Origin of the sequence: Cryptosporangium aurantiacum, from assembly GCF_900143005.1 — a bacterium.
Classification (GTDB): domain Bacteria; phylum Actinomycetota; class Actinomycetes; order Mycobacteriales; family Cryptosporangiaceae; genus Cryptosporangium; species Cryptosporangium aurantiacum.
In genome coordinates this window covers 229,208-248,558 of sequence record NZ_FRCS01000007.1, presented here as the reverse complement: position 1 = coordinate 248,558, position 19,351 = coordinate 229,208, and the positions used below count along the sequence as shown (strand labels likewise).

The window sequence follows — 19,351 nt, the reverse complement described above, 5'->3', positions numbered from 1 at the left end:
CAGCGCCCAGACATATCCGATCGACTCAGTGCGTACGGTTCTCGGAATGGTCCTATTAGCCGAAGCCCAGAGCGCGACGCGTTCGGCCGACGTCGTCGCGGACATCGTCGCCGACGTCGTCGCGACGACCCGGCAGCGCACGGCCGTCTACTCCCGGAGCCGGTTCCACGCGCCCTGGGGCATCCGCGTGGAGGGCGGGCACGTGGCGAGCGTCCACGTGGTGACCGCCGGGGCGTGCTGGCTGATCCCGGACGACGCCGAGCCGATCCAGCTCACCCGCGGCGACGTCGTCCTGGTGCCGTCCGGCCACGGTCACTCCCTGGTGGACGCACCCGGCAGCACGGCCCGGCCGCTGACCGAGCTGATCGGCGGTCCGCTGGGCGCGATGCCGGTGCAGGACCTGGTCATCGACGGGCCCGGCCCGGCCACCCGGTTGCTCTGCGGCGGGTACCTGCTCGCGCCGGGGCCGTGGCACCCGCTCACCGCCGCGCTGCCGTCGGTCGTCCACCTCACGGCCCGGCATTCGCGGATGGCCGGGCTGGCCGCGGTGGTCGACTTACTGTCCGACGAGGTCGACCGCGTCGATCCCGGTGCGCCCGCGGTGATCAGCTCGCTGGTCGAGCTGCTGTTCGTCTACGTGCTGCGGGCCTGGCTCGCCGAGCAGAGCGCCGCCTCCCACGGCTGGATCCGCGCGCTGCACGACCCGGTCGTCGGCCGTGCCCTCGCGCTGATCCACAGCGAACCGGGCCGGCCGTGGAGCGTGCTGTCGCTCGCCCGCGCGGTCGACACCCCGAAGGCGACGTTCAGCCGCCGGTTCACTGGCCTCACCGGTCAGTCCCCGATGGCCTACGTCACCGCCTGGCGGATGGCCGTTGCCGCCCGCCTGCTGCGCGACGAACACCGCCCGGTGCGCGAGGTGGCCCAGCGCGTGGGGTACGACTCGGAGTTCGCGTTCGCGCGGGCGTTCAAGCGGACGGTAGGCCACTCCCCCGGCCGCTACCGAGCCACCACCGAACCACCTTGGCCGAGCACCTAGAGGTACTCGCGCAGCTCCGTGACCGGCCAGCGGCGTTCGAAGAGGGTGGGGTCGCCGGCGTCGTCGGCGCGGAGCTGCTCGATCAGCCGCACGTAGCCGTCCAGGTCGAGCGTCCGCAGGAGGTCGAGCAGGTCGGCTGCCTCGCCGGTCACCGGCTCGACCGGCGCGACGAACCGGTCGTAGAGGTCGACGACCTGCCGGACCATCGCGAGGTGGCGGGCGCCCGGGTCGACCGAGGGGAAGTTCGTCGCGGCGAAGTCCTCGGTGAACACGATCGGCTCGACGGCCAGCGCCTCGGCGCCGTAGCGCTGCGCGAGGTGGATCAGCAGCTCGACGTCGAACGTCTCGTTGAACGACGTCATCTCCGGCAGGACCGGGCGCAGCGCCGTGGCGTCGAACGCTTTGAAGCCGGCCTGGGTGTCGAGCACGTGCGCCAGCGACGGGATCAGCAGCGCCCGCACGTAGTGCCGGAACAGCACGATGAGCTTGTCGGGCTTGTCGCCGGTGCTGCGCGGCTCGGTGTGCGGCCCGTCGGGCTTGACCAGCACCGCGCCCTCGAGGCCGTATCGCTGGCCGAGCGCACCGACCACGCCCGAGCCGCCGGCGATCGGCGCCACCAGCGAGCCGAGCTGCGCGAGGTTCGCCGAGAGATCGGCGTCGGTGTACGCCACGACGTGCCGCCCCGGCACGTCGTCGGCGACCGCGGCGGCCAGCGCGGCGAGGATCGAACCGCCCTTGCGGGACTGGTCGGTCGAGGTCAGCCGGTCGAACTCCGGGCTGATCGACGCTCCGCTCGTGAGGACGTCCGCCAGGCGCAGCACCCGCACGCCACGGTGGCCGCTCGCCGGGTAGCCCTCGGCCGCCACGATGCGCTCCATCACGTCCGCACTGGACGGCTGGTCCGGGCACCCGTCGTCACAGGCGACGATGCTCCAGGTGACGCTGGGCAGGCCCGCGGTCAGCCAGTCGAGCTGGCGGACCTTGGCCCGGACGAAGTCCTCGCCGTGCGGGTGTTGCGACCGCGGCACGATCCGCCCGGTCTCGCCGTACATCGCCCACACCACGGTGAGGTGCACGGGCCCGGGAACCGCGGCGAGGCGTTCCCGCGACCGGGCCACGGCAGCGGCCTCCGCCGCTACGGCCGGCCCCCGGTCGCCAGGGGCAGGGTCGCCCGAGGCCAGCGTGAGCACGGCCTCGTTCTGGTCGGAATCGGTCAGGTCACGCACGAGCGCTGACGTCTGCTCCACAGCCAGGAGATCGTACGGGTCCCCGGGCCGCCCGTGGGTGGCGGCCCGGGGAGCCGGTCACGCGTCCGCGGCGTGGCGGGCGGCGATGTAGCCGAACGTCATCGTGTTCGAGATGCTCGCCCCGGCGCCGGGGTAGGTGCGCCCCATGACCGTCGCCGCCATGTTGCCGGTCACGTACAGGCCGGGGATCGGCGCGTCGGCCTCGTCGAGCGCCCGCCCGTGCTCGTCGGTGATGACGCCGCCGATCGTGCCGACGTCGCCGGGGTAGATCTGGGTGGCGTAGAACGGCGCGGTGTCCACCGGGCCGAGCGCCGGGTTGGGCTTGTTGCCCGGGTCGCCGAGCACCTTGTTGTACGCCGACTCGCCGCGCCCGAAGTCCGGGTCCTCACCCTGCGCGGCGTGGACGTTGAACCGGCCGATGGTCGCCAGCAGCGCCTCGGGGTCGACCTCGATCTGCTTCGCCAGCTCCTGCAGCGTGTTCGCGCGCTTGAGCCAGCCGCTGGTGACCAGCTCCTCCGGCATCCGCCCGGGTAAGACCGACGCGAGCTTCCGCAGCGTCGGCAGGCCGCGTGCCCACGGGTACCGCTTCCGGAACGTGTCATCGAAGATCAGCCAGGCCGGCACCGCGTCGTTCGCGTACATCGCCTTGCCGACCTCCAGATAGGAGTTCGACTCGTTGACGAACCGCTTGCCGTGCTTGTTGACGAACAGCGCGTGCGGGTACTGCCTGCCGAGCGCGACGGCGGAGCCCGCCAGCTCCATCCGCGGGTTGGGCAGCCAGACCGCGTCGTCCATGTAGTCGGTCTTCGCGCCGACCGCGATCGCGGCGGCCAACACCTCCCCGGTGTTGCCGGGGTTGGCCATCGTCCACTGACCGTCGTTCGGCTGCGTGTCGGCGCTGTACTTCTTCCGCATCTCCGGGTTGCGCTCGAAGCCGCCGGCCGCGAGCAGCACGCCGCGGTTCCCGCGGACCAGGACCGGTTCGCCGTTCCGCACCGCGCGGACGCCGACCACCCGCCCGTTCTCGACGACGAGGTCCTCGACGCCGGTGTTGACCCACAGCGGGACGCCGGCTTCGACGAGGATCTTCGTGATCTGGCCGACCAGCGACATGCCGTTGGTCAGCAGATCCTTGCGGCGGATCTTGCCGAGGTAGGTCCGCGAGCCGACCCGCACCGTGGTGCGCAGCGACCGGAGCGAGCGGCTCCACGTGGGCAGGCTACGGACCTCGTTGGTCTTGACCGCCATGCCCATCCCCTTGCCCATGCCGGGGATGATCTTGGACTGCCACTCGCCGAGCTGCCGCCCGTCCCACGGGACGCCTTCGACCGACCGGCCGCGCGCCTTCCCGCCCTTGCGGTTGTCGTAGTAGTCGGCGTAACCCTCGCAGCGCACCAGCTTGACGCCCTTGCGCTGGAGCAGCGAGATCATCTCCGGGCCCTCGTTGAGGAACGCTTCCCGGCGCGCCTGCGAGGAGCCCTGGTCGGGCGGTCCGACGACCGACTCGAAGTAGGCCATCCCGTCCTCGAACGAGTCCGGCACCCGCTCCGCACGCATCAGCGGGTTGTTCGGCACCCAGATGATGCCTCCGGACATCCCGGTCGAGCCGCCCAGGAACGGCTGCTTCTCGATGACGACCGGCTTCAAGCCGGCCTCGTGGGCGGCGAGCGCGGCGACCAAGCCACCTCCACCGCTCCCGACGATCACGAAGTCGAACGACTCATCCCGCGTAGCCATGCCTCATCCCCATCGATGGTCGGAACGTGCGATCCGGTCTGGTCACCGGGAGAGCGAGCCGCCGTCGATCGCTTCCCAGAAGACGACTTGCGCGCCCTCGGTATCCAGCGCCGGGGACATCGACATGTCGGCCGTGCGGGTGGCGAGCGCACCGAAGACCGCGGCCGGTTCGCCCTCCACCTCGTAGAGGGCGACGTAGCGGTGCGATGGCTCGGTCGTGCCCGCGCCCTCCGCGACCCGGTAACGGGTGGCGGCGACGACGCCGGGGACGTCCAGCAGCTCTTTGAGGTGGACCTGGTTGTACCAGGCGTTGTACTCCGCCTCCTGCTCCGCGGAGCGGGGATTGGTGAACACCATCATGATCGTCCGGGCCATCGGATCCTCTCCCCGGTCGGCACACCGTTGGGCGTTCGAAGTTTAGACAACAGTCAATGTGTAAGTCACGACTTCGTACGGACCGGATTCACGGCTGTGACGGGTGGGACTCCTAAGGTGATCCCCATGCCTGCCACCCTGAGCCCGACGAAGACCCGGGCGGCGCTCCGCACGTCGGCGCGCGTCTCCCTGCAGCTGCTGCTGGTCCTGCTCATGACCGCGGTGACGCTGTGGATCCTGGGCCGGATGTGGTCGATCGTCTGGCCGCTCGTCGTCGCGCTCCTGCTCACAACGCTGACCTGGCCGCCGACCCGTTTCCTGCGCAACCACAGGTGGCCGCCCGCGCTGGCGGCGGCCACCGTGACGCTCGGTTTCCTGGCGCTGGCCGCGGGTACGATCGTCGGCATCGCGGTGCCGGTGGCAGCCCAGTCACCCGAGCTCGCGACCGGCGTCGCCGACGGCATCGCGCGCCTGCGCGAGTGGGCGGCGGGCCCGCCGCTGAACATCGGTGACGATCAGGTGACGAGCGCCCTGGACAGCGCGACCGCGAAGCTGCAGGACAGCGTCGGCAGCATCGCGACCGCGACGCTGACCGGCGTGAGCACGGTGGTCAACGGCCTGATCACCGCGATCCTCGCGCTGTTCCTGATGTTCTTCTTCCTCAAGGACGGTCCGCGGTTCCTGCCCTGGCTGACCCGCCAGCTCCCGGGCCGCCTCTCGACCGACGTGCCGACCGTCGCGGCGCGCGGGTGGAACACGCTCGGGGCGTTCGTCCGGTCGCAGGCGTTCGTCGGCCTGCTCGACGCGGTCTGCATCGGGATCGGGCTGTGGATCCTGGACGTTCCGCTGGTGCTGCCGCTGGCCGTGCTGACGTTCGTCTCGGCGTTCGTGCCGATCGTCGGCGCGGTGTTCGCGGGTTTTGTCGCGGTGCTGATCGCGCTGGTGTCCAACGGCCTGACCGACGCGCTGATCGTGCTGGCGATCATCCTGGTCGTGCAGCAGCTGGAAGGAAACGTGTTCCAGCCGATGGTGCAGAGCCGCGGCCTGGGGCTGCACGCCGGGGTGGTGCTGCTGGCGGTGACGCTCGGCAGCAGCCTGGCCGGCATCGTCGGCAGCCTGCTCGCGGTCCCGGTCGCCGCGCTGATCGCGGTGACCTGGAATTACGTCCGCGATCAGCTGACCGATCCGGTACCGGTTCCGGCGCCCGACCCGGACCCCGACCCGGAGCCCGCGGTCGAGAACGCCGAGGGCGTCGCACCAGCCTGACGCTCGGGAACGTTCAAGCCTCCTCGCGCTGGGTAGTTCTGCGAAAGCGGAGCGCAACCGGGGCGCTGCCGCTCACCCCGTTGACCGGGACGCCCGCGCGTCCCCGCGAGAGGAGCAGGCATGACGCACTCACCACCGCCGAAGGGTGGTCCGGAGGTCTTAGTCGCGGAGTCCGCCACCACCCGGCGCGACCTCGGCGACGACGTCGACGCGCTTGCGACCCGCGCCGACCGGCCGCGCAAGGCCCTCGCCGGAGCGGCCGGTTCGGCCGGAATCGCAGCGCTGACGCTGGTCGCCGTCGTGGTCCGGCGGCGCCGCCGCCGTCGGACACCCCCGGCGGCCTGGTACCGGCGGGGGATCCGCCGGTAGAAAGCCGGTGCGGCGGCCCCGGGCCGCCGCACCGATCACGAGCCTTCGGCCTCGCCGGTGTAGGCCGCGTACGTCCGGTCGGCGGCGGCACGGGCCGCCTCCGGGTCGTCACCGGCGGCGATCGCCTGCTCGGCCCACGCGTCGCTGCTCAGCCGCATGAACTCCTTGCCGTCCGGCGACGCCGCCCATGCCGCGGCAGCCTCCTGGTCGGCCGCGGGCGACGAGGCGGGGTCCGCGAGGTAGTTGGCCAGGCCCCAGAGTCCGGAGTCCCAGCCGACGCCGGTCGCACCGGGGCCGAACTGCTCCCAGAGCGCGTCGTCGATGTGCGCGACGTGTTCGAGTTCGACGCGCGTCCGCCCCGCGCCCTCCGGCGTCAGCCGCACCTCGATCCAGCTGACGTTGCCGCCGTACTCCCACGTCGCGGCGTACCCGTGCGGCTTCTCGCAGCGGGTGATCGTGCCGCCGGCGTTGCCCTCCAGCTGGTAGTGGCCGCCCTCCTTCAGCTCACCGGAGATCGGCAGGAACCAGCGCGGGAGCCGGTCGGCGCTCGAGACGGCGTCCCACAGGTCCTCGATGTCGGTGTCGTAGGCCTGGCTGATCGTGGAGACCCGGGCCTCGCCGGCCTCCAGCACCCGGCTGCCGAGCGTGCGGCGTACGGCGCTGATCTGGCTCTTCACGTCGATCATTCGGTCGCTCCAGGGGGGTCGTCGGTCTTCGCGGCCGCTCGCCGCTGTCGTTTGCCGCGCGCGACCTCGGTGGCCAGCGCGTCGAAGTGCGGCGTCCAGAACCGCCGGAACTGCCGCAGCCAGTCGTCCGCTTCACGCAAGGCCGTCGCCTCCACGGCGTAGAGCCGCCGTGTCCCCTCCGGCCGCACGGTGGCGAACCCGTTGTCGCGCAGCACCCGGAGGTGCTGCGAGACCGCGGGCTGGGTGATCCCGAACTCCGCCCGGATAACCTCGGTGATCGCACCGGAGGGCTGCTCACCGTCGGCGAGCAGCTCCAGGATCCGGCGGCGCACGGGGTCGCCGAGCACATCGAACGCATGCACGGGAGCAACGTTATCAGGTGATGCTTATATAAGCGAACACTTCTAGAAAGTCACGGTCACGTCCAGGCCGCCGCCCTCACGAGGCCGGACGTCCAGCGTCGCCCGGTGCGCGTCGGCGATCGCCCGGACGATCGGAAGTCCGAGCCCGTAGCCGCCGCCGTGCCGGATCCGGGCGCCGCCGAGCTGCTGAAACGGCTCGAGCAGCCGGGCGACGTCCTCCGCCGGGATCTCCGGGCCGGTGTTCCGGACGGTCAGCCGGGCCCGCCCCTCGACGGTCCCGGTCGTGACCTCGACCCACCCGTCGTCGACGTTGTGCCGGACCGCGTTGTCGACCAGGTTCGCGACCAGGCTCTCGACGAGGTGCGGGTCGCCGGTCGTCGGGGCCGGCCGCCTCTCGCCCGTGATCCCCTCCCGCCCCCGCAGTACCCCGCCGACGATCTCCGCGACGTCGAGCGGCCGGCGGTGCTCGATCCCGGACTCGCTACCCGCCAGCGTGAGCAGCGCGTCGATCAGCCGCTCCTGCTGGGTGCCGAGCGTCAGCACCTCGCGGCACGCCGCGCGCAGGTCGTCCGCGGTCGCATCCGGGTCGGCGAGCGCGACCTGCAGCAGCGTCCGCTCGGCGGTGAGCGGCGTCCGCAGCTCGTGCGACGCGTTCGCGACGAACCGCCGCTGGGCCTCGAACGACGCCTCCAGCCGCGCGAACAGATCGTCGAGCACGGCCGCGAGCTGGCGGAACTCGTCGTCGCGCCGGTTGACGCCCAGCCGCCGGTGCAGGTTCGACGCGGAGATCTCGCGCGCGGTCGCGGTGATCGTCCGCAGCGGACGGAGCAGCCGCCCGGCGATCAGCCACCCGAGCACGACCGCGACCACCACGGTCAGCGCCAGCCCGACCAGCGACGAGACCACCAGCTCCTGCCGGACGCCGACCCCGTCGCTGGACGGTCCGGCGCCGGGTGGCACGCCGGGCTGCCCCGGCACCGGCGACGACTCGCTGGCCTGCAACAGCGGGACGCCGAGCAGCGCCGCACCGCACACCACGAACGCCCCGGAGTAGAGCAGCGTCAGTTGCCCGCGCAGCGTCACGGCTCGCCCACCCGGTAGCCGCCGCCGCGCACGGTGTGGACGACCGGCGGGTCGCCGAGTTTCGTCCGCAATCGTTTGATCGTGGTTTTGACCGCGGTCGTGAACGGGTCCGCGGCCTCGTCCCAGACGTGGTCGAGCAGTTCCTCCGGCGAGATCACCCGGCCCGGCGACGCGAGCAGGTACTCCAGCACCGCGAACTCCTTCGGGCTCAGCTCCAGCCGACGCCCGTCGCGGGTCGCGACCCGGCTGTTCGGGTCGAGCGTCAGGTCGCCGCACTCCAGCGTCGGCGGCAGCGCGGCGCCGGGGCGGCGGCCCAGCGCGCGGACCCGGGCGACCAGCTCGGCGAAGTCGAACGGTTTCGGCAGGTAGTCGTCGGCGCCCAGACCCAGGCCGTCGACGCGTTGGCGGACCGTGCTCGCGGCGGTGAGCATCAGGACGCGGCACGCCGGGTGGCCGGCCACGATCCGGCGACACACCTCGTCGCCGTGGACCCCCGGCACGTCCCGGTCCAGCACGACGACGTCGTACGGGGTGACCGCGAGCCGCTCGAGTGCGGTGTTCCCGTCCAGGACGACGTCGACCGCCAACCCCTCGCGCCGCAGCCCGGTCCCCAGCGTCCGGGCCAGGATCTCGAAGTCCTCCACGACCAGCACTCTCACCCGCCCCACGATGCCAGCCGTTCGGTGTCAGTTCGGTGCCAAGGCGCGACACCGGGCTGACACCGTCCGCCGCGTAGACCGGAGCCGCCACATTCCGAGAGGAAGGACAACCGATGAGCATCGTCGTCGACGGGCTCCACAAGCGCTTCGGGTCGACGGTCGCACTGGACGGCATGACGTTCGCGGTGCGGCCCGGCCTGGTCACCGGTTTTGTCGGGCCGAACGGTGCAGGCAAGTCCACCACGATGCGGGTGATCCTCGGCCTGGACGCCGCCGACGCCGGCACCGCGCTGGTGGACGACACCCCGTACCGGTCGCTGCGGCGCCCGCTGCGCCACCTCGGTTCGCTGCTGGACGCCGCCGCGCTGCAGCCGAGCCGGACCGCCCGCAACCACCTGCTCTGGCTCGCGCACTCGCAGGGCCTGGACGGCACGCGCGTGGACGAAGTGCTCGCGCTGACCGGGCTGACGTCGGTGGCCCGGCGCCGCGCGGGCGGGTACTCGCTCGGCATGCGGCAGCGGCTCGGGCTCGCCGCCGCGCTGCTCGGCGATCCGCCCACCGTGATGCTCGACGAGCCGTTCAACGGCATGGACCCGGACGGCATCATCTGGCTGCGCGGGTTCCTGCGGTCGCTGGCCGCCGAGGGACGCGCGGTGCTGGTCTCGAGTCACCTGATGGGTGAGCTGCAGGACACCGCCCACCACCTGGTCGTGGTCGGACGCGGCCGGGTCCTCGCCGACGGCCGCGTCTCCGACCTGGTGGCCGAGCACTCGTCGCTGGAGCAGGCCTACCTGACGCTGACCCGCGGCGCGGTGGAATTCTCCACCCGGGAGGACGTCCGATGACCGGCCAGTTCGCGCGGGTGCTCCGCGCCGAGTGGACAAAGTTCCGCACGGTCCGGGGCTGGGTGGTCGCGACCGCCGTCGCCGCGGTGCTCATCGTCGGCCTCGGCGTCGCGCCCGGCATGGGCGGAACGTGCGGCACCGGCTGCCGGTTGCCGGTCGGCCCGGAGGGCCAGGAGGTCACCGACAACTTCCGGTTCGTGCACCGCGCGCTGACCGGCGACGGCAGCATCACCGCCAGGCTCACGGCGCTGACCGGCGAGAAGCCGTCGTCCGAGGGGCCGTCGGAACCGGGGCTGGTGTCGTGGGCCAAGGCCGGGCTGATCCTGAAGGACGGCACCGACCCCGGGTCCTCGTACGTGGCCGTGATGCTCACCGGCGCCCACGGCGTCCGCCTGCAGTACGACTACGTGCACGACGTCGCCGGCCCGGCCGGGGACACGGCGCCGCAGTGGCTGCGGCTGACCCGCACCGGCGACACGGTGACCGCGGCCGTGTCGGCGGACGGCGCCCGGTGGCAGACCGTGGGGCAGGCGACGCTGCCGAACCTGCCGGAGACCCTGGAGGCGGGGATGTTCACCACGTCGCCGCAGTACGCCGAGGTGTCGTCGCAGTCGTCGTTCGGCACGACCGGCGCGATGGGCGGCCCGTCGACCGCGACCGGAGTGTTCGACCAGGTGCGGCTCGAGGGGGACGCGGAGGCCGCCTGGAGCAGCGACCAGGTCGGCGGGCCCGACCGGCCGGAGGACGTCCCGACCGGCGGTGGTCCGGACGAGGACGGCGACACCGATCGCGCGGCGGGCGCCGACACCGGCTCACGCGAGGAGGGCGGCGTGTTCACGCTGACCGGGTCCGGCGACATCGCGCCCGCGGTCACCGGTGCGGCCGGGCTGGGCACCAGCATCACCCAGACGCTCGTCGGGACGTTCGCCGGGCTGGTCCTGTTCGTCGTCGTCGGCGTGCTGTTCGTGACCGCCGAGTACCGGCGGGGGCTGATCGGCACGACGCTGGCCGCAGGTCCGCCGCGCGGCCGGATGCTGGTGGCCAAGGCGCTGGTGGTCGGCGCGGTCACGGCGATCACCGGCGCAGTCGCGGCCGCGGCCGTGCTGACGCTCGGGCAGCGGGTGCTGCGCGGCAACGGCGTGTACGTCCATGCGGCGTCCACGGCGACCGAGGTGCGGATCGTGCTCGGGACCGCGGTGCTGCTGGCGGTCTGCGCGGTGCTGGCGCTGGCCCTGGGTGTCGTGCTGCGGCGCGGGGCGGTGGCGCTCACCGTCGTGCTGGCGATCACCGTGCTGCCGTATCTGCTGGCGATGAGCGTGCTGCCGGCCGACGCCGCGGATTGGGTGCTGCGGATCACGCCGGCCGCCGCGTTCGCGGTGCAGCAGAGCGCGGTCGAGTACGCCCAGGTCGACAACCTGTACCTCCCGGTGGAGGGGTACTTCCCGCTGCCGCCCGCCGGTGGCCTGGCCGTGCTGCTGGCCTGGGCCGCGGCCGCGTTCACGCTGGCCACGGTCGTGCTCCGCCGGCGGGACGTCTGATGTACACGGACGCCCTGCGGGCGGAATGGACCAAACTCCGGACGTCGCCCGGCGCGCTGTGGTCGGTGGTCGCGCTGGCGGTCGCCATCGCGGGGTTGAGCGCGCTCGCGGTCGCCCCGGTGACGTGCCCGTGCGCGACCGACACCACGAAGCTCACGCTGACCGGCGTCCAGCTCGGACAGGCGGTGGCGGCGGTGGTCGCGGTCATGCTGCTGGGCGGCGAGTACGGCACCCGGATGATCACGGTCACGCTCGCCGCGCTGCCGAGCCGGACGTCGATGCTGGCCGCGAAGGCGACTCTGGTCGGAGGGCTGGTCGCGGTCGCCGGGACGGTCGGCGTCGGCGGCGCCTGGGTGGCGGGGCAGGCCGCGCTCGGGGACGAACTCGGGGCCGGGGCGGTGTGGCGTCCGCTGGTCGGCTCGGTGCTGTACCTGGTGCTGATCGCGCTGTTCGGGCTCGGGGTCGCGGCGATCACCCGGAACTCGGCGGCGGCGGTCGGGGTGGTGCTGGGGCTGCTCTACGTCGCGCCGCTCGTCACCGCGATGGTGCAGGACGACGACTGGCAGGAGCGCCTGCAGCGGTTCGGGCCCGCCGACGCGGGCCTGGCCGTCCAGGCCACGATCAACCTGGACGACCTGGCGATCTCACCGTGGCGCGGCCTGGGCGTGCTGGCGCTGTGGACGCTCAGCGCGCTGCTGCTCGGCGGCGTCCTGCTCCACCGCCGCGACGCGTAGCGCACGGCCCACCCGCGGCTTGACGCGAAGCGTCAGTGTGCGATCGCGGGCACCGGCTCGGCGGCGAGCGACGGCGCGGTGTCCGCTGCCACCTCCGTGGCCGGGCGGCGGCGGAACAGGAACGCGGCGAGCACCGCGCCGGTCGCGAAGAACCCGGCGCCCCACCAGTACGCGACCGCGTAACTGTGCACCGCGGCCTCCGCGGCGACGGCCGGGCTGACCGGCCCGTGCGCGGCCAGGTAGTTCGTCGCGGCGGTCGCGGCCAGCGTGTTCAGCAGCGCGGTGCCGATCGAGCCACCGACCTGCTGAGACGTGTTCACCAGCGCGGACGCCACCCCGGCGAACTGCCGGTCGATGCCGAGCGTCGCGGACTGCATCGCGGCGGGCATCGTCGTCCCCATTCCGACCCCGAGCAGCGTCAGCGGCACGAGCAGGCTCGACGCGTACGTCGAGTGAACACCGAGGCGGGTCAGCGCGACCATCGCCACCGCACCCAGCCCGAGCCCGATCGGCACCATCACTTTCGGCCCGAACCGGGGCACCAGCACGTTCGTCGAGAGCTGCGCGGCCACCGCGAGCCCGATGACCATCGGCAGGAACGCCAGCCCGGTGCGGATCGGCGAGTACTCCAGCGTGCCCTGCAGGTAGTACGTCACGAACAGGAAGACGCCGAACATGCCGGTCGCGGCGACCAGCACCGACAGGTACGCGGCGCCGCGGTTGCGATCGAGCACGATGCCCAGCGGGAGCAGCGGGTGAGCAGCCCGGCGCTGCCAGAGCACGAACCCGGCCAGCAGCAGCACGCCGACGGCCAGCATCCCCCAGGTCCAGGCCGAGCCCCAGCCGTCGGTCTCGGCGTTGGCGAAGCCGTAGACGACCGCGAACAGCGCGCCGGAGACCAGCACGGTGCCCGGGACGTCCAGGCGCGGACGCGGTCCGGTGCGCTCGGCGGCGTCGACGAACACGACCGTGCCGATCACCGCGACGACCGCGATGAACACGTTGATGTAGAGCGTCCAGCGCCAGCTCAGCGTCTCGGTGAGGACACCGCCGAGCAGCAGGCCGATCGCACCACCGGCCGCCGCCACGGCGCCGAACACGCCGAACGCGCGGGCGCGTTCGCGCGCCACGGTGAACGTCGTGGTCAGGACCGCGAGCGCGGTCGGCGCGAGCAGCGCACCGAAGACGCCCTGCAGCGCGCGGGCGCCGACGAGCGCGCCGAAGCTCTGAGCCGCGCCGCCGAGCGCCGAGGCCGCGGCGAAACCGACGAGCGCGATGACGAACGTCCGCTTGCGCCCGATCAGGTCGGACAGCCGCCCGCCGAGCAGCAGCAGGCTGCCGAACGCCAGCGAGTACGCGGTGATGATCCACTGCCGGTCGCCGTTGGAGAAGCCGAGGTCGGCCTGGGTGGCCGGTAGAGCGATGTTCACCACGGTGGCGTCCAGCACGACCATCAGCTGGGCCAGACCCACCGTGACCAGCGCCCACCAGCGCCGGGATGACGCCACATCGGGCGGCGTCGAGATAGTTGTCGAGGTCATGCAACGACCATATACGAGACTGGCGAGTTTCGAAACTGGTTAGTTCCGGAACTGTGCCGTACCATGAGCGGACTACGCAGGAGAGGAGAGCCGGCCGATGACGTCCGCCGCGCCCGCCGTGAAGCCGGGCCGCAAGCGCGACCACACGCGCGACCCCGAGATCCTCGACGCGGCGCTCGACGTCCTGGCCGAGACCGGCTACGAGGGCATGACGATCGACCAGGTCGCGGCCCGCGCCAAGGCCGGCAAGGCCACGCTCTACCGCCGCTGGCCGTCGAAGGCCGAACTGGTCATCGACGCGATCGGCTGCATGAAGAAGGAAGACCTCCGGCCGGAGGCGCTGCCCGACACCGGCACGTTGCGCGGCGACCTGCTGGCGATGATCAAGCCGCCGACGATCCAGGACGCGACGCGCAAACTGCAGATCATGTCCGGCGTGGTCTCGATGCTGTCCAAGCACCCCGAGCTCGGTGACGCGCTCCGCGCCGCGATGATCGAGCCCCGCGCCGCCGCCAACCGGTTCCTGCTCCGGCGGGCGATCGAGCGCGGCGAGATCCGCGCCGACTGTGACGTCGAGTTCCTCGCGCTGCTCAGCCCGTCGATGACGTTCTACCGCACGCTGTTCCAGCAGCGTCCGGTCGACCGGGAGTTCCTGGTCTCGATCATCGACGAGATCCTGCTGCCCGCGGTCCGACCCTAGCGAGCCGAGGGGGCGCCGGTGGACTATCCGCTCCCCCGCCGCCGCTTTCTCGCCCTCGTCGGTTCCGCCGGGGCGGGTTTCCTGGGTCCCGCGCTGGTCGGCGCCGACGGTGTCCGCGCCGGCGTCCCCAGCCGTGCCGCGACCGTCGTCCCCGCGGGGGTGTTCACGCTCGGGGTGGCGTCCGGCGACCCGTTACCGGACGGCGTCGTGCTCTGGACGCGGCTCGCGCCGCGCCCCACGGAGGGCGGCGGCATGCCCGAGCGACCGGTTCCCGTGCGCTGGGAGGTCGCGGCCGACGAACGTTTCCGGACGATCGTCAAGGCCGGCACCGCAACCGCGCACGCGTCGGCGGCGCACTCCGTCCACGTCGACGTCCGCGGGCTGCGCCCCGCCGCCGACTACTTCTACCGCTTCCGGGTCGGGAGCCAGGCCTCCCCGGTCGGCCGCACCCGTACCGCGCCCGCGCCGGACGCCCGGCCCCGCCGGCTCCGGTTCGCCACCGCGTCGTGCCAGAACTGGCAGGACGGCTACTACACCGCGTACCGCTCGCTCGCCGACGAGGACCTGGACTTCGTCGCGTTCCTCGGCGACTACATCTACGAGGCCGCGCCGTGGACCGGGCTGCTCCGCGCGCACTGCGGCACCGGCCAGCCGTACACACTGGAGGATTACCGCAACCGCCACGCCCAGTACCGCACCGACCCCGACCTGGCCCGGGCGCACGCCGCCGCGCCCTGGGTCGTCTCGCTGGACGACCACGACGTGGACGACAACTGGACCGGCGCGGAACCGGCCGACCCGTCGGTCCGCGAGGCGGTGCCGTTCACCGCGCGCAAGGCGGCGGGCATCCGGGCGTTCGTCGAGCACATGCCGGTCCGGGTCGGGCCGGACACCGAGCTCTACCGGCGATTACGGTTCGGGACGCTGGCCACGCTGCACGTCCTCGACACCCGCCGGTACCGGTCGCCGCACGCCACCACCGTGGCGGAGGCCGAGGAGCCCTGGCGGACGATGACCGGGCCCGGCCAGGAGCGGTGGCTGATCGACGGGCTGACCCGCGCCGGGAGCGACTGGAACCTGCTCGCGAACCAGGTGCTGTGGGCCTCGGTGGACAGTCGCGCGGGCCCGGGCGAGCGGTACAGCTTCGACAACTGGGACGGCTACCGCGTGCAGCGCAGGCGGCTGCTGGAGTACCTGGGAAGCGGCGCCGCGCGCAACCCGGTCGTCCTCACCGGGGACCAGCACGCGACCTGGGCCTGCGACGTGAAGCCCCACCCCGGCGTGGACGGCTCCCCGATTCTCGCCGCCGAGCTGGCCGGGACGTCGATCACGTCCGGCGGCGACCCGGACGTCGAGGCTTTCCGCCGCGAGCACGCGCCGTTGCTGGCGGAGAACCCGCACTGCAAGTACATCGACAACCGGCGCGGCTACCTGCTCGGCGAGCTGACCGCGACCGCGCTCCGCGTCCGGCTGCGGGTCGTCGACACGGTGACCGACCCCCACGGTGGAGCGGTACGCACGGGCGCCCGCTTCGTCGTCGAGAACGACCGCCCCGGCGTCACTCTGGACGGGCCGCCCGATCTGTCCGGCGCCCCCGGCGGCACGGTCACGCCACTAGGGCAGCGTCCGCCGGGACGGTGACGCACAGGCGGGTGCCCTCGGCGGAACTGTCCACCCGCACCCACCCGGCGAGCGCGCGAGCCCGCCGCTCGACGCCTGCCAGCCCGCCGCCCGGTTTCGCCACGGCGCCGCCCGGCCCGTCGTCCACCACCAGAGCGGTCAGCCAGCCGTCGGCGAGCGTGACCGCGACCTGCACGGTCGCCTCGGGCGCGTACTTCGCGACGTTCGTCAGGCCCTCGCAGAGCGCGTAGTAGAGCGTCGCCTCGACCACGGCCGGAAACCGTCCCGGGCAGACCACGAACCGCACCGGCAGCCGGAGCCGCGCGGCCACCTCCTCCATCGCCGGTCCGAGCCCGTGTTCGCGCAGCTGTGGCGGGAGCAGCCCGCGCGCCAGGTGCTCCAGCTCCCGCAGGGTCGCGCGCACCTCGTCCCGGCACTCGGTGGCGACGACGGTCGCCACCGGGTCGGACGTCTGCTCGCTCAGCCGGTCCAGGCGACCCGCGAGCGCGCCCAGGCGGTGTTGCGCCCCGTCGCGCAGCTCCTGTTCCAGCCGGGACCGCTCGGCGAGCTTGTTCTCCTCCAGCCGGTCCTGGGCGGCCAGCACCTGGGCGAGGTGCGCGCTGGCCGCGGCCTGCAACTGGGCGGTGAGCAGCGCCTGGCCACCGGCGCGCAGGACGGCGTCCACCAGAACCGGACGGCGCCGCAGCGAGGCGTCGACGTCGACGATCGCCAGTGGGTGCTGCTCGCCGGCGATCGAGATCCGCCACCGGCGGTCCTCGGCCGGGTCGGCCGTCTCGGCCGGGTCCGCAGCGCCGGCCGTGCCGGTAGGGACCGGCGCAGCCGGCCGGCCGGCCGGGTCGACCCACCCGTGCTCGGCAGGCGCCCAGAAGTACAGGCGCAGGGTCCCGTCGCGGAGCGCGTCGGCCAGCGCACCCCGGACCGTCGCGACCGACGTCCCGGACGAGGTGATCCGGACGACGCGGTACGGCGCGCTCAGCTCCCACCAGCGGTCACGCAGCGCGCCGGAGACCACGGCCAGCGACACGACCAGCGCAATCACGCCCTGGTTGAAATAGAACGCCTGCAGCTCCGCGACGTTCGTCCAGGCCTCGGGCTGCAAGAGCGACTGGACCGACGCGACCAGCCCGAGCGCGGCCGTCGCCACCAGCACCGGGATCGCGATCCGCCGGTCGAGGTTGGACAGCCAGCGGGCGCGGCGCCAGAGCAGCCAGGCGAACCAGGTGGCGAGCAGCACCTGCGCGACGGCCTGACTCCGGATGCCGACCTCGAACGCGGTCCGGTTCTCCGCCACCCGCAGCCAGGAGACGCCGGTGTGCACGCCCACCCACTCGGGCGCGGTGACGGACTGGAGCGCGACTTCCGTGCCGATCAGCACGCCGATCGCGACGACCACCCAGGCCCGGTCCTGCCGCCGGGTGATCCGGCCCTCGGGGTACGACAGGATCGCGGTGCCGAGGAACACGAAGAAGCCGAACTGGGCGAGGAACGAGAGCATCGGGCCCGGGCCGCCGCCCCAGGAGACCATCCAGGCGAACGGCCAGCAGAACCCGCCCGCGATCAGTAACCGGCCGGTGAGCTGCCGCCGCGGACCGCCGGTCGAGAGCATCGCACCGGCCGCGGCGAACCCGGCGCAGGCGAGCGTGGCGACGACACCGTGCACCGGGTGGGTGCGCCAGTACGGTGCGCCGATCAGCACGACCAGGGTCCCGGCCGCCACCGCGCACACGACGACCCGCACCGCGTGGTGCCGGAGGACCGGCACGGTGCTCGGAAGGGTGAGCCAGTGGCCCGACACCAGCCGCATGCTACGGAGGCTGCGCTGCCCGTGCTGTCCCCCGTTCGGGGGCCGCGCTCACTTCGATGCGCATGCCCGAGCGGGCTCACTCCGGCTGAAGTGACTGCACGGAAGGTAGCCGAACTTCTCGGTGAGGATCTCGCGCGCTTCGTCGGTGGCGAGGAACGCGAGGAAGTCCTTGAGCGCGGTGCCCGCGGGCGGTTCGCCGAACGTGTAGAGGTTCTCCACGGCCCAGAACGGATAGGCCTCGGACGCCACGTCCTCCTCGCTCGGGCCGTAGCCGTCGAGCCGCAGCACCTCGACGTCCGGGTACTTCGCCGCGGTCCGGACGTCCGCGTAGCCGATCGCCCCGTCCAGCGAGTCGACGACCCGGAGCACGTCGTCGGTGGTCCGCAGCGTGCAGTGGACGACGTCCGACTTCGGCTTCGGGTCCAGGCCGTTGCAGTCCGACGACGTCTCCGGCGCCGCCGCCGGCCGTTTCCCGAGCACGGTCTGCTCGAACGTGGCGCGCGTCCCGGAGCCCGCCTGCCTGCTGACGAGCTTGACCTCCAGGTCGGCGGTGCCGCCGACGACGTCGTACGTGGACGCCCGGCCGTCCCAGAGCCGCTGGACCTCCTCGCGGGAGAGGCCGCCGTCCGGGACCGCGCCCCGGTGCGCGACGACGCCGAAGATCCCGATGCCGAGCGTGTGCCGGGCGAGGACGCGGCCAGGGTCGGCCGCGGTGCCGTCGTACATCACCAGCCAGGTGCGCTGGATCTCCTGGTTGGTGGCCGCGGTGCCGAGCTTGACGAGGCGGTCCAGCGCGGTCCGGCTCCCGGACTCGCTGACCAGGATCTGCGGTTCGGCGTCCGGGCTCGCCTCCCGGCACCGTTTCTTGAACTCGCCCGCCAGCGTCTCGATGGCCGGCTTGAGTGCGGTGGAGCCGCTGATCGAGACGGTGCCGGCGTGGCAGCTGATCGCGACCCGGCGCGGCTCGGAGTCGGACGGCACGATGATCAGGCCGAGGAGCAGGCCCAGTAACGCGAGCGTCGCACCACCGAGGGCCAGGCCACGGCGGCTGCGCCGGACCCGACGTTCCTCCTCGATCAGGCGGCCGCCATCCCGGTGATCCCAGGCACCGGTGACCTCGTCGCGGACGCCGGTGAGCAGCACGGTGAGCTTGAAGCGGTCGCCGTGTCGCATCTCCACGGCCGGAAGGCGCAGCTCGGAGGTGGACACCGGTTCCTTGCCGAGCTCGCCGAACGCGTTCTTGAGCTTGGCGCCCTCCGTCTCCCCGACGACCGCGTGGATGACCTGGCGCTTACCGAACCCGAATACCAGCGGCTGGTCGAAGTCGTCCCGGGTCAACGTTCCGCCGGTGTTCTCGACCCGGATCACCGCGACCTGGGGGTCCTTGACCACGTCGCCCTTGTGGCTCAGTACGAGATCGTCGGCGAACGGCTCTCCCTCGGGCCGGGTGAGCGACTCGTTCCAGTGCACCCGGTAGTTCAACCGCTTGCGGCTCCGGCTGCTGACCCGCTCGAACAGCCAGCCGGCCGCGGTGACCAGCGTCGCGATCGTGGTGAGGAACGTCAGAATCGTGTCGGCGTTGTCGCCGATGCTGCTGAGCATGAACGTCAGCCGTTCTCCTGCGGGCGCACGAGCGCAGAGTACACAGTGGTCGCAGTAGGACAATTCGGATGCCAGTTGTTCATCTTCCGTTTGCTGAAAAAATACATACGGTCGGACGTATTCTTT

General features: G+C 72.6%; 17 protein-coding genes and 1 pseudogene. 8 read left to right on the top strand and 10 right to left on the bottom strand.

The genetic code is table 11. From position 1 onward, the window contains the following. The first annotated feature begins 46 nt into the window (after positions 1-46). Complete coding sequence (locus tag BUB75_RS24025; RefSeq protein WP_073260044.1) at positions 47-1,036, top strand: AraC family transcriptional regulator; 990 nt, start codon at positions 47-49, stop codon at positions 1,034-1,036. Here the strand turns inward: BUB75_RS24025 and BUB75_RS24020 are convergent. The 3 genes from BUB75_RS24020 to BUB75_RS24010 are packed head-to-tail and all read right to left on the bottom strand — an operon-like array spanning position 1,033 to position 4,395. Next, positions 1,033-2,283 carry a glycosyltransferase family protein gene (locus tag BUB75_RS24020; RefSeq protein ID WP_073260043.1) on the bottom strand — a complete coding sequence of 417 codons (1,251 nt, stop codon included), beginning with the start codon at positions 2,281-2,283 and terminating at the stop codon, positions 1,033-1,035. The two genes, BUB75_RS24025 and BUB75_RS24020, sit on opposite strands and share 4 nt — an antisense overlap. A 57-nt stretch (positions 2,284-2,340) precedes the next feature. Then, entirely contained in the window at positions 2,341-4,020 is a 1,680-nt protein-coding gene (locus BUB75_RS24015) for an FAD-dependent oxidoreductase (RefSeq protein ID WP_073260042.1), read from the bottom strand. Positions 4,021-4,062: 42 nt separating this feature from the next. Next, positions 4,063-4,395, bottom strand: coding sequence for a DUF4286 family protein (locus tag BUB75_RS24010; protein ID WP_073260041.1), 333 nt, complete (start codon positions 4,393-4,395; stop codon positions 4,063-4,065). Between the two features lie 126 nt (positions 4,396-4,521). On the opposite strand from BUB75_RS24010, the gene BUB75_RS24005 reads away from it, so the two are divergent. Continuing rightward, complete coding sequence (locus BUB75_RS24005; RefSeq protein ID WP_073260040.1) at positions 4,522-5,661, top strand: AI-2E family transporter; 1,140 nt, start codon at positions 4,522-4,524, stop codon at positions 5,659-5,661. 120 nt (positions 5,662-5,781) lie between these two features. Beyond that, positions 5,782-6,030 (top strand): hypothetical protein, encoded by a 249-nt coding sequence (locus BUB75_RS24000; RefSeq protein ID WP_073260039.1) that lies wholly within the window; start codon positions 5,782-5,784, stop codon positions 6,028-6,030. Positions 6,031-6,065: 35 nt separating this feature from the next. Here BUB75_RS24000 and BUB75_RS23995 read toward each other — a convergent pair whose 3' ends face one another. From BUB75_RS23995 to BUB75_RS23980, 4 genes are read right to left on the bottom strand one after another with little or no spacing between them, the layout of a single operon-like run. Next, positions 6,066-6,716 carry an SRPBCC family protein gene (locus BUB75_RS23995; RefSeq protein WP_073260038.1) on the bottom strand — a complete coding sequence of 217 codons (651 nt, stop codon included), beginning with the start codon at positions 6,714-6,716 and terminating at the stop codon, positions 6,066-6,068. Further along, positions 6,713-7,078 (bottom strand): ArsR/SmtB family transcription factor, encoded by a 366-nt coding sequence (locus tag BUB75_RS23990; protein WP_073260037.1) that lies wholly within the window; start codon positions 7,076-7,078, stop codon positions 6,713-6,715. The genes BUB75_RS23995 and BUB75_RS23990 overlap by 4 nt, the downstream gene beginning before the upstream one ends. A 42-nt stretch (positions 7,079-7,120) precedes the next feature. Further along, a complete protein-coding gene (locus tag BUB75_RS23985) occupies positions 7,121-8,161 on the bottom strand; it encodes a sensor histidine kinase (RefSeq protein ID WP_073260036.1) in 1,041 nt (346 codons plus the stop codon). Beyond that, positions 8,158-8,820: a response regulator transcription factor gene (locus tag BUB75_RS23980; protein ID WP_073260035.1), complete on the bottom strand. Its 663-nt coding sequence runs from the start codon at positions 8,818-8,820 to the stop codon at positions 8,158-8,160. The genes BUB75_RS23985 and BUB75_RS23980 overlap by 4 nt, the downstream gene beginning before the upstream one ends. A gap of 113 nt (positions 8,821-8,933) precedes the next feature. Between BUB75_RS23980 and BUB75_RS23975 the strand changes: the two are divergent. From BUB75_RS23975 to BUB75_RS23965, 3 genes and pseudogenes are all read left to right on the top strand, one after another. After that, positions 8,934-9,626 (top strand): annotated as a pseudogene (locus tag BUB75_RS23975) (ABC transporter ATP-binding protein); the annotation flags it as partial. 35 nt (positions 9,627-9,661) lie between these two features. Further along, entirely contained in the window at positions 9,662-11,203 is a 1,542-nt protein-coding gene (locus BUB75_RS23970; RefSeq protein ID WP_073260033.1) for an ABC transporter permease subunit, read from the top strand. Beyond that, complete coding sequence (locus BUB75_RS23965) at positions 11,203-11,937, top strand: ABC transporter permease (protein ID WP_073260032.1); 735 nt, start codon at positions 11,203-11,205, stop codon at positions 11,935-11,937. Before BUB75_RS23970 ends, BUB75_RS23965 begins: the two co-directional genes overlap by 1 nt. 32 nt (positions 11,938-11,969) lie before the next feature. Here BUB75_RS23965 and BUB75_RS23960 read toward each other — a convergent pair whose 3' ends face one another. Then, positions 11,970-13,478, bottom strand: a complete 1,509-nt coding sequence (locus tag BUB75_RS23960) for an MFS transporter (protein WP_073260031.1) — start codon at positions 13,476-13,478, stop codon at positions 11,970-11,972. A 97-nt stretch (positions 13,479-13,575) separates the two neighbouring features. Between BUB75_RS23960 and BUB75_RS23955 the strand changes: the two genes are divergently transcribed. Together BUB75_RS23955 and BUB75_RS23950 are read left to right on the top strand one after the other, a co-directional pair. Continuing rightward, positions 13,576-14,178 (top strand): TetR/AcrR family transcriptional regulator, encoded by a 603-nt coding sequence (locus BUB75_RS23955; RefSeq protein WP_073260030.1) that lies wholly within the window; start codon positions 13,576-13,578, stop codon positions 14,176-14,178. An 18-nt stretch (positions 14,179-14,196) separates the two neighbouring features. After that, positions 14,197-15,819 carry an alkaline phosphatase D family protein gene (locus BUB75_RS23950; RefSeq protein WP_073260029.1) on the top strand — a complete coding sequence of 541 codons (1,623 nt, stop codon included), beginning with the start codon at positions 14,197-14,199 and terminating at the stop codon, positions 15,817-15,819. Here the strand turns inward: BUB75_RS23950 and BUB75_RS23945 are convergent. After that, entirely contained in the window at positions 15,785-17,623 is a 1,839-nt protein-coding gene (locus BUB75_RS23945) for a sensor histidine kinase (protein ID WP_073260028.1), read from the bottom strand. The genes BUB75_RS23950 and BUB75_RS23945 overlap by 35 nt on opposite strands. 48 nt (positions 17,624-17,671) lie before the next feature. After that, on the bottom strand, positions 17,672-19,225 hold the full coding sequence (locus BUB75_RS23940; protein ID WP_073260027.1) for a PstS family phosphate ABC transporter substrate-binding protein: 1,554 nt from the start codon (positions 19,223-19,225) through the stop codon (positions 17,672-17,674). Between the last annotated feature and the right edge of the window lie 126 nt (positions 19,226-19,351).

Bases quoted from the DNA above. Each gene is read 5' to 3' on its own strand.
- BUB75_RS24025 (WP_073260044.1), top strand. From the start codon at position 47: ATGGTCCTATTAGCCGAAGCCCAGAGCGCGACGCGTTCGGCCGACGTC.
- BUB75_RS24015 (WP_073260042.1), bottom strand. From the start codon at position 4,020: ATGGCTACGCGGGATGAGTCGTTCGACTTCGTGATCGTCGGGAGCGGT.
- BUB75_RS24010 (WP_073260041.1), bottom strand. From the start codon at position 4,395: ATGGCCCGGACGATCATGATGGTGTTCACCAATCCCCGCTCCGCGGAG.
- BUB75_RS24005 (WP_073260040.1), top strand. From the start codon at position 4,522: ATGCCTGCCACCCTGAGCCCGACGAAGACCCGGGCGGCGCTCCGCACG.
- BUB75_RS24000 (WP_073260039.1), top strand. From the start codon at position 5,782: ATGACGCACTCACCACCGCCGAAGGGTGGTCCGGAGGTCTTAGTCGCG.
- BUB75_RS23995 (WP_073260038.1), bottom strand. From the start codon at position 6,716: ATGATCGACGTGAAGAGCCAGATCAGCGCCGTACGCCGCACGCTCGGC.
- BUB75_RS23970 (WP_073260033.1), top strand. From the start codon at position 9,662: ATGACCGGCCAGTTCGCGCGGGTGCTCCGCGCCGAGTGGACAAAGTTC.
- BUB75_RS23965 (WP_073260032.1), top strand. From the start codon at position 11,203: ATGTACACGGACGCCCTGCGGGCGGAATGGACCAAACTCCGGACGTCG.
- BUB75_RS23960 (WP_073260031.1), bottom strand. From the start codon at position 13,478: ATGACCTCGACAACTATCTCGACGCCGCCCGATGTGGCGTCATCCCGG.
- BUB75_RS23955 (WP_073260030.1), top strand. From the start codon at position 13,576: ATGACGTCCGCCGCGCCCGCCGTGAAGCCGGGCCGCAAGCGCGACCAC.
- BUB75_RS23945 (WP_073260028.1), bottom strand. From the start codon at position 17,623: ATGCGGCTGGTGTCGGGCCACTGGCTCACCCTTCCGAGCACCGTGCCG.
- BUB75_RS23940 (WP_073260027.1), bottom strand. From the start codon at position 19,225: ATGCTCAGCAGCATCGGCGACAACGCCGACACGATTCTGACGTTCCTC.